The 16,839-nt window shown below is 72.4% G+C and carries 15 protein-coding genes and 1 pseudogene; 8 read left to right on the forward strand and 8 right to left on the reverse strand.

Annotated features, from left to right (window positions below; all coding sequences use genetic code 11):
- Positions 1-32: 32 nt before the first annotated feature.
- The 3 genes and pseudogenes from gnd to dnaA all read right to left on the reverse strand — a co-directional run.
- Positions 33-977: pseudogene (gene gnd / locus ACI793_RS05265) on the reverse strand (phosphogluconate dehydrogenase (NAD(+)-dependent, decarboxylating)); the annotation flags it as partial.
- A gap of 63 nt (positions 978-1,040) precedes the next feature.
- Positions 1,041-2,204 carry a DNA polymerase III subunit beta gene (dnaN, locus tag ACI793_RS05270; RefSeq protein ID WP_456605316.1) on the reverse strand — a complete coding sequence of 388 codons (1,164 nt, stop codon included), beginning with the start codon at positions 2,202-2,204 and terminating at the stop codon, positions 1,041-1,043.
- A gap of 1,039 nt (positions 2,205-3,243) precedes the next feature.
- On the reverse strand, positions 3,244-4,971 hold the full coding sequence (gene dnaA, locus ACI793_RS05275) for a chromosomal replication initiator protein DnaA (RefSeq protein WP_456605317.1): 1,728 nt from the start codon (positions 4,969-4,971) through the stop codon (positions 3,244-3,246).
- Positions 4,972-5,624: 653 nt separating this feature from the next.
- Here dnaA and rpmH point away from each other — a divergent pair.
- The 8 genes from rpmH to ACI793_RS05315 all read left to right on the forward strand — a co-directional run bounded on the left by rpmH (position 5,625) and on the right by ACI793_RS05315 (position 11,320).
- A complete protein-coding gene (gene rpmH, locus ACI793_RS05280) occupies positions 5,625-5,762 on the forward strand; it encodes a 50S ribosomal protein L34 (protein ID WP_040338882.1) in 138 nt (45 codons plus the stop codon).
- A 1-nt stretch (position 5,763) separates the two neighbouring features.
- The gene (gene rnpA, locus ACI793_RS05285; RefSeq protein WP_456605318.1) at positions 5,764-6,165 is read left to right on the forward strand and encodes a ribonuclease P protein component; all 402 of its coding nucleotides are present in this window, start codon (positions 5,764-5,766) and stop codon (positions 6,163-6,165) included.
- Positions 6,162-6,512 carry a membrane protein insertion efficiency factor YidD gene (gene yidD, locus ACI793_RS05290; protein ID WP_456605319.1) on the forward strand — a complete coding sequence of 117 codons (351 nt, stop codon included), beginning with the start codon at positions 6,162-6,164 and terminating at the stop codon, positions 6,510-6,512. Before rnpA ends, yidD begins: the two co-directional genes overlap by 4 nt.
- Complete coding sequence (gene yidC, locus ACI793_RS05295) at positions 6,505-7,611, forward strand: membrane protein insertase YidC (protein ID WP_456605320.1); 1,107 nt, start codon at positions 6,505-6,507, stop codon at positions 7,609-7,611. Before yidD ends, yidC begins: the two co-directional genes overlap by 8 nt.
- A gap of 79 nt (positions 7,612-7,690) precedes the next feature.
- The gene (locus ACI793_RS05300) at positions 7,691-8,296 is read left to right on the forward strand and encodes a Jag family protein (protein WP_456605321.1); all 606 of its coding nucleotides are present in this window, start codon (positions 7,691-7,693) and stop codon (positions 8,294-8,296) included.
- A gap of 73 nt (positions 8,297-8,369) precedes the next feature.
- Positions 8,370-9,035, forward strand: a complete 666-nt coding sequence (rsmG, locus tag ACI793_RS05305; RefSeq protein ID WP_456605322.1) for a 16S rRNA (guanine(527)-N(7))-methyltransferase RsmG — start codon at positions 8,370-8,372, stop codon at positions 9,033-9,035.
- 109 nt (positions 9,036-9,144) lie between these two features.
- The gene (locus ACI793_RS05310) at positions 9,145-10,173 is read left to right on the forward strand and encodes a ParA family protein (protein WP_456605323.1); all 1,029 of its coding nucleotides are present in this window, start codon (positions 9,145-9,147) and stop codon (positions 10,171-10,173) included.
- Between the two features lie 25 nt (positions 10,174-10,198).
- Positions 10,199-11,320, forward strand: coding sequence for a ParB/RepB/Spo0J family partition protein (locus tag ACI793_RS05315; protein ID WP_456605324.1), 1,122 nt, complete (start codon positions 10,199-10,201; stop codon positions 11,318-11,320).
- 72 nt (positions 11,321-11,392) lie between these two features.
- Here ACI793_RS05315 and ACI793_RS05320 read toward each other — a convergent pair whose 3' ends face one another.
- From ACI793_RS05320 to trxB, 5 genes are all read right to left on the reverse strand, one after another.
- The gene (locus ACI793_RS05320; RefSeq protein ID WP_456605325.1) at positions 11,393-12,388 is read right to left on the reverse strand and encodes a D-alanine--D-alanine ligase family protein; all 996 of its coding nucleotides are present in this window, start codon (positions 12,386-12,388) and stop codon (positions 11,393-11,395) included.
- Entirely contained in the window at positions 12,385-13,803 is a 1,419-nt protein-coding gene (locus ACI793_RS05325) for an aminotransferase-like domain-containing protein (RefSeq protein WP_456605326.1), read from the reverse strand. Before ACI793_RS05325 ends, ACI793_RS05320 begins: the two co-directional genes overlap by 4 nt.
- A gap of 241 nt (positions 13,804-14,044) precedes the next feature.
- Positions 14,045-15,208 (reverse strand): N-acetylmuramoyl-L-alanine amidase, encoded by a 1,164-nt coding sequence (locus tag ACI793_RS05330; protein ID WP_456605327.1) that lies wholly within the window; start codon positions 15,206-15,208, stop codon positions 14,045-14,047.
- Between the two features lie 157 nt (positions 15,209-15,365).
- Positions 15,366-15,692, reverse strand: a complete 327-nt coding sequence (gene trxA / locus ACI793_RS05335) for a thioredoxin (RefSeq protein ID WP_311343261.1) — start codon at positions 15,690-15,692, stop codon at positions 15,366-15,368.
- Positions 15,693-15,779: 87 nt separating this feature from the next.
- Positions 15,780-16,796, reverse strand: coding sequence for a thioredoxin-disulfide reductase (gene trxB, locus ACI793_RS05340; protein WP_456605328.1), 1,017 nt, complete (start codon positions 16,794-16,796; stop codon positions 15,780-15,782).
- Positions 16,797-16,839: the final 43 nt, after the last annotated feature.

The raw sequence follows: 16,839 nt of genomic DNA on the forward strand, positions 1-16,839 counted from the left end.
TCAGCTCGCAGGAATGATCGGACGGGGGCGGATCAGGCGGGGCTCTCGGCCTCGGACTCCGCGGACCGGATCGCGTGCCCGCCGAACTGGTTGCGCAGCGCGGCGACCGCCTTCATGGTCGGCGAGTCCTCCTGCCGGGAGGAGAAGCGGGCGAACAGCGAGGCCGCGATGGTCGGCATGGGGACGGCGTTCTCGATCGCCTGCTCGACGGTCCACCGGCCCTCGCCGGAGTCCTCGGCGTAGCCCCGCACCCGGTCCAGCGCCGGGTCCTCGTCCAGGGCCCGCACCAGCAGGTCGAGCAGCCAGGAGCGGATGACCGTGCCCTGGGTCCACGACCGGACGACGCCGGGCACGTCCTCGATGAGGTCGACCGCCGCGAGCAGCTCGTAACCCTCGCCGTAGGCCTGCATCATCGCGTACTCGATGCCGTTGTGGACCATCTTGCTGAAGTGCCCGGCGCCCACGGGGCCGGCGTGCACGAAACCGGCGCCGGGTAGCTCCTGCCCGGCCTCGTCCACCGGTGCCGGGGGCTTCAGCGCGTCGAAGACCGGCTGGACCTTGGCGACGTCCTCCTTCGTGCCGCCCACCATCAGGGCGTAACCGTTCTCCAGGCCCCAGACGCCGCCGGAGACCCCGGCGTCGATGTAGCCGATGCCCTTCTCGCGGCACATCACGTCGTGGACCTGGTCGTCGGTGTACTTGGAGTTGCCACCGTCGATGATCACGTCACCGGGCTCGAGCAGGCCGGCGAGCTCCTTGACCGTCTCCCGGGTCGGTTCGCCGGAGGGCACCATCACCCACACCACGCGGGGCGTGGACAGCGCCTCCACCAGAGCGGGCAGGCTGTCGACGTCGCGCTTGTCCGGTGAGCGGTCGTACCCCACGACCTCATGGCCGGCCCGGCGTACCCGCTCGGCCATGTTGCCGCCCATCTTGCCCAGCCCGATCAGTCCCAGCTGCACGACGGTGTCCCCTCTCGGCGTTCTGTCCTGGTCAGTGCCCCATCGTGCTCGCCCGGGCCGGGCCTCGCCGGGTGGCGGTCAGCCGGGCAGTCGCACCGGCATGATCAGGTACCGGTAGCTGCCCGGACGCGGAGCCGGTGCCCCGCCGTCGTCGGCCGGCTCCTCGACGCCGGAGAGCACGGCGGGCTTGAGCGGGCTGGTGAAGTCCATCCGCGCGCGGTCGGTGTGCACCGCGGCCAGCCCATCGAGCAGGAACGTCGGGTTGAAGCCAATGGTCAGCGGCTCGCCGTCGAAGTCGACGTCGCAGCGCTCCTCGGCCTGCCCCTCGTCGTCGGTGCCGCCGGCCCGCAGGGTGACCTGGCCGGGGGTGAACTCGCAGCGCAGGGGGGTGCCGCGCTCGGCGACCAGGGCGACGCGCTTGGCGGCGTCGGTGAACAGGCCGACCGGGAGCGTGGCGCTGGCCGCGGACTCGCTGGGCATGATCGCGCGGTACTTGACGAACTCGGCGTCGAGCAGCCGGGTGGTGGTCTGCCGGTCCTTGCCGGAGAGGCCGAGGATGCCCTCCCCGGAGCTGCCCGAGGACAGCGAGACGGTGATCTCCGGACCGCTGGTGAGGGTCTTGGCGGCGTCGGCCAGGGTGCGGGCCGGCACGAGGACCGCTGCGGACAGGCCCGCGGTGTCGGGACGCCAGGCGAACTCCCGGACCGCGAGTCGGTAGCGGTCGGTGGCGGCGAGGGTGATCTGGTCGCCCTCGATCTCCAGCCGGACACCGGTGAGCATCGGCAGCGTGTCGTCACGCCCGGCCGCCACCGCGACCTGCGAGACGGCCTCGGCGAAGACGTCGCTGTCCACCACACCGGCCGAGGACGGCATGGAGGGCAGGGACGGGTAGTCCTCGACGGGCAGCGTCGGCAGGCTGAACCGGGCGTTGCCGCAGGTGATCGCCAGCCGCGGGCCGTCGGCGGTGATGTCCACCGGGTGCGGCGGCAGAGCCCGGGTGATCTCGGCCAGCAGCCGGCCCGGGACCAGGACGCGGCCGCTCTCGCTGGCCTGGACGTCGGCCTCGGCGCGCGCGGACACCTCGTAGTCGAAGCCGGACACCGACAGCTGGCTGCCGTCGACCTCGAGCAGGATGCCGGCGAGGACGGGGACCGACGGTCGCGGCGGCAGGCTGCGGGCCGTCCACGCCACGGTGTCGGCGAGCACCTCTCGTGCCACCCGGAACTTCATCTGTCCATCCACCCGATCTCTTCTGCGTCCACGGTGCGCCGGACGTCGAGGCGGAGGCTCCCACCCCCGGTGCGGTGCTCATGGTGCCTGCTCGGGTGCCTCCGGGGGAAACCCTGTCCCCTGTCGGGTGCTCTGCCCAGCGCTCCGTCGGTGCCGGTGCGCTCCTGGAGCACGGCCCGAGCGGAGCGCCCCCAGCCTGAATGTGGTTCGAGAAATTCTGGGTAGAAGTACTTCATCCTCGTCATCACACGTGTGGAAGCTGGGGACCGGGCGCCTTTCCGCAGGTCAATGCCCCACCAGCCCTGTTGGCCCGCTGTGGGCGGTCACCGTCGTCCTGTTGTCGACACGTGGACAACTCGACCGCCGTGCACAGACACCGCCCGCCGTCCACCTGCACTCCCCTGGTTGCCCCCTGTTCGTCCCCATGCCGTGTGCACGTCCGCCGGCCCGGTTCGGCGTCCGCCGGGGCCGGTCTCCCGGCTCTCGGGCATACGCGCAGGTCACGGGGCTGTGGAGGGCGCGGGCGCCGGTCGGGCGGGCGATCGGTGCGGGGCTCGCGGACCGGCTCCGGCACGGATCTCCCCAACCTGTGCACATTCCTGGGGACAACTTCTCGACGTGTCGACCGGATGGTCGGCCGATGACCGGCCTCTGACGCGCAGGAACAGGGGTTCCGCTGTCCACGGAGTTCCACACAACTGTGGACAGCGACATGTCGACCGGTCCGCGTCGTCCGCCCGACGTCCCGCTGATGCCCGCGCGACGAGCCCCGCCGGCCGACCGCGGACATGCTGTGGAACAGCGAGCCTCGTCGTCGACGGCGAGGGTCACCACCACATCGCGCGGCCGAGCCACGAGGGGGCCCGGAGGGTCCCGCGCAGGGCCGACCGACGCGCTCGTCCCAACGGGGGGACGGCACGTGGCCGCGGTGTCGTCCGGTGCGGATCGCGGGCCGAGTGGGGCCCGGAGGGTCCCGCGCAGGGCCGACCGACGCGCTCGTCCCAACGGGGGGACGGCACGTGGCCGCGGTGTCGTCCGGAGGACGACAGAGTTATTGCCGGGCGCGGCTCTTGATGCGCGCGGTGAGCTCGGTGACCTGGGTGTAGGTGGCCCGGCGCTCGCTCATCAGGTTGGTGATCTTCTTGACCGCGTGCATGACCGTGGTGTGGTCCTTGCCGCCGAACGAGGCCCCGATCCGCGGCAGGGAGAGCTCGGTCAGCTCCCGGCACAGGTACATCGCGATCTGCCGGGCGTTCACCAGCGTCCGGCTGCGGTTGGAGCCCTGCAGCTCCTCCATGGTCACGGAGAAGTACTCGGCGGTGGCGGCCATGATGATCGCCGCGGTGATCTGCGGCCCCTGCTCGTCGCTGATCAGGTCCTTCAGCACCAGCTCGGCCAGGGGCAGGTCCACCTGCTGCTTGTTGAGCGACGCGAACGCCGTCACCCGGATGAGCGCGCCCTCGAGCTCGCGGATGTTGGTCTGCACCTTGCTGGCGATGAACTCCAGCACCGCGTCGGGCACCTGTAGCCGCTCGCCCCACGCCTTCTTGCGCAGGATCGCGATGCGGGTCTCGAGATCGGGCGCCTGGACGTCGGTGATCAGGCCCCACTCGAAGCGGGTCCGCAGCCGGTCCTCCAGCGTCGTCAGCTTCTTCGGCGCGCGGTCGGAGGTGATCACGATCTGCTTCGACGCGTTGTGCAGCGTGTTGAAGGTGTGGAAGAACTCCTCCTGCGTCCGCTCGGCCCGCTCCAGGAACTGGATGTCGTCGATCAGCAGGAAGTCGATGTCCCGGTAGCGACGGCGGAAGTCCTCGGCTCGGCCGGAGTGCACCAGGTTGATGAACTCGTTGGTGAACTCCTCGGTGCTGACGTAGCGCACCTTGACGTTGGGGAACATGCGGGCGGCGTAGTGCCCGATCGCGTGCAGCAGGTGGGTCTTGCCCAGCCCGGACTCGCCGTAGATGAACAGCGGGTTGTAGGCGCGGGCCGGCGCCTCGGCCACCGCGACCGCCGCGGCGTGGGCGAACCGGTTGCTGTTGCCGATGACGAAGGAGTCGAAGACGTACTTCGGGTTCAGCCCCGGGTCCAGTCCCGCCGGCCGACCGGCCTCGGGCCGTCGCCGTCCCCCCGAACGTGCGCCGCGCTGATCGCCGTCGGGCGAGGAGAGGTCGAAGGGCAGCACGTCAGCAGATCGGCCGTCGCCCGAGCCGCCCCAGTCGTGGGACGCCGGCTCCCCGCCCCATGCGGGGGTGGCCCAGTCCTCGGGAGCTCCCCGGTCGACGGGGCGCAGCTCGCGCACCTCTGCCTCCGCGCGGGCCTTCCGGTCGTCGGCGGGCTCCCGGTCCCAGGGTGCCGAGCCGACCGCGTCGGTGCGGACGCCGAACGCGCTGCGCCCGTCGTCGGCGCGGTCGCGGGTGACCCGGTCCTCCTCGGCGCGCCGTGCCTCGAGCGCCGCCTCGGCGGCCGACCAGGGACGGCGGGTCGGTCCGTCGTCCTGGACCTCCGGAGCAGGGTCCTCGGGAGCGTCCTCGAGCTGGATCGCGACGCGGATGTCCCGGCCGAACTGCTCGGACAGCGCCTCGGCGAGCACCCGGCGCATCCGGGACTCCAGCACGGTCTGGGTGAACTCGTTCGGTGCGGCGAGCACCGCGGTGCCCTCGACCAGTCCCAGCGGACGGGTCAGGTTCAGCATGGCGTTCTGCTGCGGGGACAGGCTGGTGGCCAGCCGTTCGCGGATCTGGTCCCAGACCGTTGGCAGATCCGGCGCGTCGTCCGCCATGCCGTCGTCCTCCCCATGTGTTCGACCCCGATCGGCCGGTTCCCTCGAGGGCCGCGTCCCGTCAGCCTGGTGCCTGGCGGGGATCCGCGCTCCGTGGCCGGCGGGCACGTGCGGACATCCGTGTTCCACACGGGTGTCCACAGGCTGTGCACGACCGGTGCCGTTGCCACCGTGGCCGACGAGAGCCCGGGGTCTGTCCAGCTTTTCCGCTGGTCAGCGCCCCGTCGTCGGGATCCACGGGCGCTTCGGGGGTCGGGAGACCGAGGGGTCGGCCCACGCGCCGTGACCCTGTCGTCCGGTGCGGGGCGACGGCGACGCTAACAGCCTCGTCCACAGGGCGGCAACGATGCATCCACCGCTTCCGGCGCGTCGCGACGGCGTGCCGTTCCGGGGCGGTGGCACCGCCGGGGCATCATGCGGAGTCCGGACCGATCCCGGGCACCGGCAGCCTGGATTCCTCGGCTATGCTGTCCGGAGTCCGTGACGGCTGTTGCCGCCATGCCCGCTCATCCGGCGCTGGCGTGCACGTGTTCGTCCGCGGAAGACCAGCTTCCGGGGTCCGGCTGGGTACGGCTCGCGCCGTTCGTGCCGGCACCCCCTGCGCGTCCGCCCACCGGGGACGCGCACCGCCGAACGTGATGTGGGAGTACCTCGTGAGCAAGCGCACCTTCCAGCCGAACAACCGTCGCCGGTCCAAGACCCACGGCTTCCGGCTGCGGATGCGCACCCGTGCGGGCCGCGCGATCCTCGCCGGCCGCCGGCGCAAGGGTCGCGAGAAGCTCTCCGCCTGACGTGCTGCCCGCGCAGGCACGCCTGCGCCGGCGCCCGGAATTCACCGCGGTCGTCCGGTCCGGCCGACGTGCCGGGCGGCCGACCATGGTGCTCCACTTCCTCCCCGAACGGCCCGCCCGAGCGGGCGGCGACCCGGCGCCCGGTGATGGTGCGCGTCCGGTGGCGCCGTCCGGTGCGCGGGCCGGTTTCGTGGTGGGCAAGGCGGTGGGCAACTCCGTGGTCCGTCACCGCGTGACCCGCCGGCTGCGGGCCGCCGTCCGTGCCGAGCTGGACCGGCTGCCGGCCACGGCGGACCTGGTCGTCCGGGCACGCCCCGAGGCGGCGGACGCCGACTCCGCGGTCCTGCGCCGCGACCTCGCCCGCGGGCTGGACCGGCTGCTCGACCAGCGGGCCCGCCCGTGAGCGGCCGGGCACCGGTGCGCCGGGCGCTGCTGGCCGCCGTGGGCTTCTACTCCCGGGCGATCAGCCCGGCGCTGCCGCCGCGGTGCCGGTTCTACCCGACCTGCAGCGCCTACGCCGCCGAGGCGATCGACCGCCACGGAGCGGCGCGCGGCAGCTGGCTGGCCGTCCGCCGGATCCTCAAGTGCGCGCCCTGGCACCCCGGTGGCCTGGACCCGGTTCCCCCTGCCGGAACCCGCGAGCCCGCCCGCGCGTCGAGCACTGCGGTGCCGGCGCCAGTGGCACCCGAACCTGCACGTGCCACCCCGCCGGCCTCGCGCCGGGCGAACGAGGAGACCTCCGTTGCTTGACTGGCTGTACACCGCGATCGCCTGGGTGATGGCCCGGTGGCACGACGTGCTCTCCACCTTCCTCGACCCGGCCGGTGGCCTCACCTGGGCGCTGTCGATCGCGCTGCTGGTCGTCACCGTGCGGCTGCTGCTCTTCCCGCTGTTCGTCAAGCAGGTGAAGTCGCAGCGGGCCATGCAGGAGCTGCAGCCCGAGATCGCCAAGCTGCGCAAGCAGTACGGCAGCGACCGGCAGGGCATGAGCCAGGCGATCATGGCGCTGCAGAAGGAGCGCGGGGTCAACCCGCTGGCCGGCTGCCTGCCGATCCTGCCGCAGATCCCGATCTTCATCTCGCTCTTCCACGTGCTGCGCCGCCTCGCGCCGGACAAGGAAGGGCTCTACAGCTGGACCGACGAGCTGACCGATCAGGCGTCCCGCGCCGACCTGTTCGGGGCGCCGATCTCCGCGTCGTTCAACATGAGCGGTGCCAAGGAAGAGGCGATCCTGGCGCTGGACGGGGTGACCTACGGCAGCATCCGCCTGGTCGCGCTGATCCTCATCCCGCTGATGTGCGTGACCACCTACTTCACGCAGAAGCAGATCATGAAGCGCTCCGGTCCGGTCGAGGGCCAGGCCGCCACGGTGCAGAAGCTGCTGCTCTACGGCATGCCGCTGAGCCTCTTCGTCACGGGGTTCTTCTTCCCCATCGGCGTTCTCATCTACTGGGTCGTGAACAACTCCTGGACCTTCGGCCAGCAGTTCTTCATCCTGCGCAAGATGCCGCCGCCCGGGTCGGCCGCCGCCAAGGCGAAGTCCGGTACCGACAAGCCGGCGATCGACCCGAAGACGCTCGCTCCCAAGCCGGGCGCCAAGCCGGTCCGGCCCAAGCCCGGCGCCAAGCCCGCGACCGCCGCCCCCGAGAGCACCGTCGACGGTGCGAACGGTGCGAACGGTGCGAACGGTGCGAACGGTGCGAACGGTGCGAACGGTGCGACGGCCAGCGGTGCGGCCGACGGACGCCCCGCCGGGCCCTCCGCGAACGGTGCGGGCAACGCCCCCCGCGGTGGCGCCGGACGGGCGGGCCAGGGCCCCGCGAACCGGGGCAAGCGCAAGCGCCGTTGACGGCGCACGCCGGACCACGGTCCGGACCATGACCACCGGGGCCGACCCGGATGCCCGAACCGACAGTGGAGGAACCTCCGTGAGTGCCCCGCAGCAGCACCCCACCGACAGCGCCCCCGCGCTCCCGGACGCCGACGCCGCCAGCGACGACGCCCTCGTCGAGGCGGCAGACCTGGACTCTGACGGGGCGGGTGGGGCCCCAGGGTCCACCGGTCCGCGTGGGGAGGCCCTGCTGGTCCAGGAGGGGGACGTCGCCGGTGACTACCTCGAGCGGCTCCTCGACATCCTCGACGTGGACGGGGACATCGACCTCGACGTCGAGGGCGACCGCGCCTCCGTCGCCATCGTGGGCGGCCGGCTCAACGACCTGATCGGGCCGGACGGCGCCACGCTCGAGGCCTTGCAGGAGCTCACCCGGCTCGCCGTCGCGCAGTCGACCGGCGTGCGCAGCCGGTTGATGCTGGACGTCGGCGGCTTCCGCGCCAAGCGCCGGGCCGACCTGACGGCACTGGCCGGCGAGACCGCCCGCCGGGTCTCCAGCAGCGGGCAGCCCGAGCGGCTCAGCCCGATGAACCCGTTCGAGCGCAAGGTCGTCCACGACGTCATCGCCGGTGTCGATGGCGTGCACAGCGAGTCCGAGGGCGAGGAGCCGAACCGCCGCGTCGTGGTCCTGCCGGACCGGTGAGCCGTCCAGCGAGTGAACCGGTGGGCGGAGCAACCCCGCCGGCGCGGCTGACGAGCGCCGGCGAGGAGCACTCGTGAGCGAGCCGACACCCGACGCCCCGCCGCCGCCCGAGGTGGCCGGGGAGGTCTTCGGGGACGCGCTCCCGGCCGCGTGCGCCTTCGTCGCGAAGCTCGCCTCCGCGGGAGTGACCAGGGGGCTGATCGGGCCGCGCGAGGTGGCCCGGCTGTGGGAACGGCACGTGCTGAACAGCGCGGCGGTGGCCGAGGCCGTGCCCCAGGGTGCGCGCGTGGTCGACGTCGGCAGTGGAGCGGGACTGCCCGGGATCCCCCTGGGCCTGGCCCGCCCCGACGTCGCCCTCACCCTGGTCGAGCCGATGGCGCGCCGCGTCGAGTTCCTGCAGGAGGCGGTCGCGGAGCTCGCCGACGCGCAGCGCACGCCGTGGCAGGTCATCCGCGGGCGGGCCGAGGAGCGGTCGGTGGCCGGCTCCGTCTGTCCCGTCGACGTCGTCACCGCCCGGGCCGTGGCTCCGCTCCCCCGGCTCGTCGGCTGGTGTCGCGGTCTGTTGCGTCCGGGCACCCAGCTGGTGGCCCTCGTCGGTGCCCGTGCACTGGCGGAGCTCCCGGCTCTGGTCCCGGAACTGGAGGCGGCGGGCATGCGGGACATCCACCCGCGGGCGGTCGGTGCATCCCTGGGGGCTGCTGCCACTACCGTGGTCGTCATGACGCGTGGGGCACGGTGACGGCTCTCCCCCGCGAGGTGACGGCGGGCCGTTCCACGACCCTGTTCCACGTGGAACAGGTACAGCTACCCGACCCGTTCCACGTGAAACGGCACCAGGAGGGACTGCGATGACCGACCCGGGCGAGCGGCTGCGGAGCAGCCTCGCGGCCGACCAGTCGTCCTCCGGGGGCGTGGCGGACTTCGACAGCCCCATCGCGATGGAGGCGTTGCGGGCGACCCGCGTGCTGCACGCGGCCGACCAGGATCCCTTCCCGGTGCCCGCGCGGATCCGCATCATCACCATCGCCAACCAGAAGGGCGGCGTCGGCAAGACGACGTCCACGGTGAACCTCGGCGTCGCCCTGGCTCTCTACGGCCTGCGGACGCTGGTCATCGACCTCGATCCGCAGGGCAACGCGAGCACGGCCCTCGGTGTCGAGCACACGGTGGGGACGCCGTCGATCTACGACGCCCTGGTCGGCGACAGCACGCTGACCGAGGTGGTGCACCCGACGACGGCGAGCCCCCACCTGCTCTGCGTCCCGGCCACCATCGACCTGGCCGGCGCGGAGATCGAGCTGGTGTCGGTCGTCGCGCGCGAGCACCGGCTGCGCCGGGCGATCGAGGGCTACATCGCCGCCCTCCCGCCGGAGAAGCGCCCGCACTACGTGCTCATCGACTGCCCGCCGTCCCTGGGCCTGCTCACGCTCAACGCGCTGGTCGCCGGCGACGAGGTCCTCATCCCCATCCAGTGCGAGTACTACGCGCTCGAGGGGCTGGGTCAGCTGCTCAACAACATCGACCTCGTCCGGCAGCACCTCAACCCGGGCATCGCCGTCCGCACCATCCTGCTCACCATGTACGACGGCCGGACCAAGCTCGCCGACCAGGTCGCCGACGAGGTGCGCAACCACTTCGGCGACGTGGTGCTCGACGCGGTCATCCCGCGCAACGTGCGGGTGTCGGAGGCGCCGGGCTACGGCCAGTCCGTGCTCACCTACGACCCCGGCTCGCGCGGGTCCACCAGCTATGTCGAGGCAGCCCGCGAGCTCGCCCACCGCGGCGTGGAACTGCCCCCGATCGACCGCACCAGCACGCCGGGTGCGGCGACGGCCTTCGCCGTCGCCGATGGCGTGAACACGCAGGACGGCCAGTGAGCTCGATCCCCAACGAGGAGCCAAGATGAGCAAGCGCGGTGGACTGGGTCGCGGACTGGCCGCCCTCATCCCGACCGGCCCGCCCCCGTCGGCGCCCACTGCTCCCCCGCCGTCCACGGAGCCGGCTGACCGGTCCCGGGCGGACGAGGCGCCATCGGCGGCTGCACCGTCCCCGGTGAGCCTGGTGCCGCCGCCCGCCGAGCCGTCGGCGGCCGACCGCCCCACGCCCGACTCCCCCGACATGCCGGCCACGCCGGCCGCCGGGGTCGACGTCGGCACGACGCCGCCGGTCGAGGCGCCGGGTGCCCTCGGCGTTCCCGGGGCGCAGCTGCGCGAGGTCTCGGTCGACGACGTCGTCCCCAACCCGAAGCAGCCCCGCCAGGTCTTCGACGACGAGGCGCTGGAGGAGCTCAGCCACAGCGTCAAGGAGTTCGGCCTCCTGCAGCCGATCGTCGTGCGGGAGAACCCCGGCGCCGACGGCGGCACGGTGACCTACGAGCTCATCATGGGTGAGCGCCGGCTCCGCGCCGCCCGCGCGGCCGGGCTCGAGACTGTGCCCGCGATCGTTCGCGACACCACCGACGACGCGATGCTCCGCGATGCCCTGCTGGAGAACATCCACCGGGTCCAGCTCAACCCGCTCGAGGAGGCCGCGGCCTACCAGCAGTTGCTGGAGGAGTTCGGCGCCACCCACGAGGAGCTGGCCAGCAAGATCGGCCGCAGCCGCTCGCAGGTCACCAACACGATCCGGCTGATGAAGCTGCCGGTGAAGGTGCAGACCCGGGTGGCCGCCGGCGTCATCTCTGCCGGGCACGCCCGCGCGCTGCTCGGGCTGCCGGACGCCGACGCCCAGGACGCCCTGGCGACCAGGATCGTGGCCGAGGGCATGTCGGTGCGGGCCACCGAGGAGGCGGTCGCGATGGCCGCCGCCGAGCGCCCCACCGCCAAGCGCCGGACCCGCAACATCTCGGCCCCCGGGGTCGAGGAGCTGGGCTCCCGGCTCTCCGACCGGTTCGAGACGAAGGTCAAGATCCAGATCGGCCGGTCCAAGGGGAAGATCGTGGTCGAGTTCGGCTCGGTCGACGACTTGCAGCGGATCATCGGCGTGATGGCCCCCGAAATCACCGGACGGCGCCCGGAGGCCTGACCAGCGCCTATCCAACGACGAGGGCCCCGTTACGTCACAGACGTAATGGGGCCCTCGTCGTTGTGTGAAGGGTCAGCGGGGCGAGGAGGCCCGCGCCGCGAGGAGGCGGGCGATGACGTCGCCGAGCTCGTACCCGGCGGCCTCGACGGCCATCGGGAACATCGACGTCTCGGTCAGACCAGGCGACACGTTCACCTCGAGGAAGTGCACCTCGCCGTCCGGGGTGACGATCGCGTCGGTGCGGGACAGGTCGGCCAGCCCGAGCACCTCGTGCACGCGGACCGCGACCGCCGCGGCCCGGGCGGCGACGTCGTCCGGGATGCGGGCCGGTGCGTGGTACTCGGTCAGGCCGGGGGTGTAGCGGGCGGTGTAGTCGAAGACGCCGGACTCCGGCTCGATCTCGACGGCCGGCATCGCCTGGGGGCCGTCGCCGAGGTCGACGACGGCGAGCGCCACCTCCACGCCCTCCACGTAGCGCTCGACCATCACGGTGTCCCCGTAGGCGAAGCAGCTCACCATGGCGGCCGGGAGGTCCTCGACCCGGCTGATCTTCTGCACGCCCAGCGCCGAGCCCCCGGACGCGGGCTTGACCATGAGGGGCAGCCCCAGCCGGGCGACCATCAGGTCGAGCACGGTGCCGGCGCCGAGCTCGCGGAAGGTGCTGTGCGGGAGGGCCACCCAGTCGGGAGTGGTGATCCCGGCGGACCGGACGACGGACTTCGCGGCCGGCTTGTCCCACGCCAGCCGGCAGGCCGCCGCGGGGGAGCCCACGTAGGGGACGCCGGCCAGGTCGAGGACCGCACGCAGGGCGCCGTCCTCACCCGTGGCGCCGTGCAGGGCGATGAAGACGGCGTCGGCGGGCGCAGCCGCGAGCCCGGGCAGCAGCTCGGCGTCGGCGTCGCGCAGCTCGGCGTCCAGACCGGCGCGGGTCAGCTCTTCGACCACCTGGGTGCCCGAGGAGAGCGAGACCTCGCGCTCGAAGGTGAGCCCACCGGCGAGGACGACGGCGCGCAGCGGGTGCGGGTCGCTCCCGGTCTCGGGGGCCGGTGCGGGTGCGGACTCGGTCATCGGCCGTCCTCGTAGGCGTTGCTGTTGGCGGGGCCGACGATCGTGCCGGAGCCGGTGAACTCCGGGCCCGGCCGGATCGCGCGGAAGCTGCCGGTGTCGACGGAGTCGAAGGTGCTGTGCAGGTCCAGCTCCGCCTCGATGACCCGGGCCAGCCGCCGGACGCCCTCGCGGATCTGGTCGGGCTCGGGGTAGCAGTAGGACAGCCGCATGTACTCCTGGCCGCTGCCGTCGGCGTAGAAGCCGATGCCCGGGACGTAGGCGACGAGCGCGTTCACCGCCCGCGGCTGCATGAGCTTGGCGTCCAGGCCGTTGGGCAGCTTCAGCCAGACGTAGAAGCCGCCGTCGGGCCGGGTCCAGGTGGTACCGGCGGGCATCAGCGTCTCGAGCGACTCGAGGCAGGCGTCCCGGCGCTCGCGGTAGAGCTCGGTGAACAGCTTGATCTGCTCGCGCCACGGCTGGGTGTCGAGGTACCGGGCCACGGCGTACTGGGTGAGCGACGGCGGGCAGAGCACCTGCGCCTCCGTCGCCAGCACCAGTTTCTCGCGGACGGCGAGGGGCGCGAGCACCCAGCCCACCCGCAGGCCCGGCGAGAACGTCTTGGAGAACGAGCCGAGGTAGATCACCCGCTCGGAGTTGCGGGCCCGCAGCGCGCGCATGGGCTCGTGCTCGAAGCCCAGCAGGCCGTAGGGGTTGTCCTCGATGACCAGGAGGTCGTACTTCTCGGCCAGGGCGACGATCGCCTGGCGGCGAGGCTCGGTGAGTGTGACGCCGGCGGGGTTGTGGAAGTTCGGCACCGTGTAGAGGAACTTGACCCGGTCACCGTTCGCCCGGCACTCGAGCAGCGCTTCCTCGAGGGCCTCGGGGATGAGACCGTCGTCGTCCATCGGCACGTGCCGGACGCGGGCCTGGGCGGACTGGAACACGCCCAGGGCACCGACGTAGGAAGGTGCCTCGGCCAGGATGACGTCACCGGGGTCGACGAAGACGCGGGTGACCAGGTCCAGCGCCTGCTGGGAGCCGACCGTGACGACGACCTCGCTGGGCGAGGCGTCGGTGATGCCCTCGAGGGCCATCACGTCGCAGATCCGCTCTCGCAGGCGGGGATCCCCCTGGCCGGAGCCGTACTGGAGGGTCTGGGCGCCCATGCCGGAGACCAGGTCGCCGATCATCGAGCCGACGGCATCGAGGGGCAGCGCGGTGACCGCGGGCATGCCGCCGGCCAGCGAGACCACCTCGGGCCGGCTCACCACGGAGAACAGCGCCCGGATCTCCGAGCTCTTCATCCCATGGGTACGTGCTGCGTAGCGGTCGGCCAGCGGGTCCAGCCGCGGATGCCGCGGGGAGGGGTGGGGCGCACCGCGGTGCGCGCCCTGCTGTCCGGAACCGGCCGACGAGCCGGGCGGGAGAGTGGCCACCTTCGAGAGTCTAGGCCCGGGGGGAATCGAGTTCCGGGACGCCGAGCGGACCGCCCCGTCACATCCGCTCCACGCTGCCCTGCAGCCCGGGATCGGCGTCCTCCCTCACGGCCGGGTGTCCTCCCTGACCGTGCACCGTGAGGGAGGACCCTCGACGATCAGGTCACCTGATCCCGGGGCGCCGGAGGACGACGGTGTCACGGTCCGCGGTGTCGTCCGGAGGACGACGGTGTCATGGCCGTCAGACCGGCAGGACGAAGGTCCCCGTCGGGGGATCGGCCTCCGCGGGCAGGAACAACCGCTGCACCGCCGCCAGCACGCCGTGGGCGATCGAGGCGCGCAGCCGGGCGTCGAGCAGCAGCAGCCGGTCCACGGGGTGCGAGAGGTAGCCGCAGTCCAGCCGCACGGACGGCATCCGGGTCATCCGCAGCAGATCCCAGGTCTTGAAGTGCGACCCCAGGTCCAGGAGCCCGGTGCGGGCGACGACCTCGCGGCGCGCGAGGTTGGCGAACTGCTCACCGACGGTGGAGGAGGCGCCCGATCCGGTGCCGTAGTAGTAGCTGGCCACGCCACGGGCGTGCTCGGACGCGTGCGCGTCCAGGTGCAGGGAGAGGAACAGGTCGGCGCGGGCGTCGTTGGCGAAGGCGGTGCGCTCGGCCGCCGTGGGGTTCTGGTTCCGCCCGCGGGTGAGGTAGACCGTCGCTCCGGCGGCGGCGAGCCGGCCCTCGATCCGGGAGGCGAGGTCGAAGACGAGGTCGGCCTCGGTCGTCTCGCCGTAGGTGTGGCCGGGATCGGTGCCCCCGTGGCCGGGGTCGACCACGATCCGCCGGCTGATCAGGTGCGGGCCGCTGTCGACGAAGGACGCGCTCTGCCGCAGCAACTGGGGGCGTCCTCCGGTCACCTTCCGGCCGAGCTGGCGCAGGGCCCGCAGGGTGCCCGGGCCGCAGGTGCCGTCGGAGGTGAGGCCGTAGTCGCGCTGGAAGGCCCGGAGACCGGCCTCGGTGTCCCCGCCGAAGATGCCGTCGACCGGCCCGGCGTCGTAGCCGAGCTCGTGCAGGCGCTCCTGCAGGTTGATGACGTCGTCCCCGCGGATGGCGCGCTCGGGGTCGTAGCGCAGCAGCCGGTCGCCCAGCGACCAGCGTGCCTCGTTGAGCGCGCGGTAGGTCTCCTCGCCGACCCGCCCGTCCACCGACAGCCCGCGGTTCTGCTGGAAGTGCCGGACCGCGAGCTCGGTGGCGTCGTCGAAGACGGCGGAGTCCAGCGCCACGTCGGGAAGCGTGGCCATGGCGTGCGGTGGGCGCGGCGCGGACGCTCCGTCGGAGTCGGGCAGCAGCCCGAGGCTGCGCAGTGCGGTCTGCACGTCCGCCACGGCGGCGCCGCGGTCACCCGGACCCAGGATTCGCATACCGCCGTTGACTCCCATCGTGTCCCTGATTGTCGTCCTCGACGCCGCCTCGGCCCAGTCGGGGTCCCCCGGACGGCGACGGGTCCACCTGCCCGGGTGGACAGGTGGACCCGTTGTCACTCAGCGTGGCGGCCCCTGCCGGAGCAGGGGCCGTGCGTCACAGGTAGTCGGCGAGGTCGTTCAGGATCGCGCCCTTGGGCTTGGCGCCGATGATGCTCTTCACCGGCTGGCCACCCTGGAACACCGTCATCGTCGGGATCGACATGACCTGGTAGTCGCGGGCGATCTGCGGGTTCTCGTCGATGTTGAGCTTGGCGATGGTCAGCTTGTCGCCGTGCTCGGCCGCGATCTCCTCGAGCACGGGCGCGACCATCTTGCAGGGGCCGCACCACTCCGCCCAGAAGTCCACGAGCACGGGCTTGTCGCTGCCCAGCACGTCGGACGCGAAGCTGGTGTCGGTGACCGTCACGGTGTTGCCTGCCATCGGTCGTTCTCCCTCTCGTCGGCTTGCTCTGAGTCGATCAGCGCTGTCCTGTGGGGAGAACCCACGGGACGGTGGTTCTATGCCCGCTCAGCGCTCGTCGAAGGTGTCGGCGAGCCAGCGCTCGGCGTCGATCGCGGCCGCCGCACCGGTGCCGGCCGAGGTGATCGCCTGGCGGTAGATGTGGTCGACGACGTCGCCGCAGGCGAACACGCCCTCGATGCTGGTGCGGGTGGTCGGGTGCTCCACCTGGACGTAGCCGCCGTCGTCGAGCTTGAGCTGGCCGACGAACAGCTCCGTGCGCGGGTCGTGGCCGATGGCCACGAACAGTCCGCTCACCGGCAGCGTCTCGGTGGCACCGCTGCCGTCGGTCAGCTCGACGCCGGAGACGGTGCTGTCCCCCAGGACCTCGGTGACCTGCTTGCCCAGCGCCCAGCGGATCTTCTCGTTGTCCTGGGCGCGCTTCTGCATGATCTTGGAGGCGCGCAGCTCCTCCCGCCGGTGGACGACGGTGACGCTCTTGGCGAAGCGGGTGAGGAAGGTGGCCTCCTCCATCGCCGAGTCCCCACCGCCGACGACGACGATGTCCTGGTCACGGAAGAAGAAGCCGTCGCAGGTGGCGCAGGCGGAGACGCCGCGGCCCAGCAGGCGCTGCTCGTTCTCCAGGCCCAGGTACCGGTACTTCGAGCCCGTGGCCACGATGACCGCGTGCGCCCGGTGCACCTCGTCGCCGACCTTCACGATCTTCGGGGTCGCGGTGAGGTCGACCTCGGTGACGTCGCGGGGGACGAGCTCGGCGCCGAACTTCTCGGCCTGCGTGCGCATGTCGTCCATCAGCTGGGGGCCCTGGATGCCCGCCGGGAAGCCGGGGAAGTTCTCCACCTCGGTGGTCGTCATCAGCGCGCCGCCGAACTGGGAGCCCTCGAACACCAGCGGGTGCAGGTTGGCCCGGGCCGCGTACGTGGCCGCGGTGTAGCCCGCCGGGCCGGAGCCGATGATGATCAGGTCGCGCACGCCGTCGTGCTCGGCCGGCGGGATGACAGGGTCGACGATCTCCTCCGTCGTGACGGCGGGACCGGGCGTCGGGGAGTCACTCACGGGCTGCACAACGACGATCGTAGGGGCGGCATTCCGCCGAGGAGTGGCCCGC

This window comes from Blastococcus sp. SYSU DS0617 (assembly GCF_054051075.1).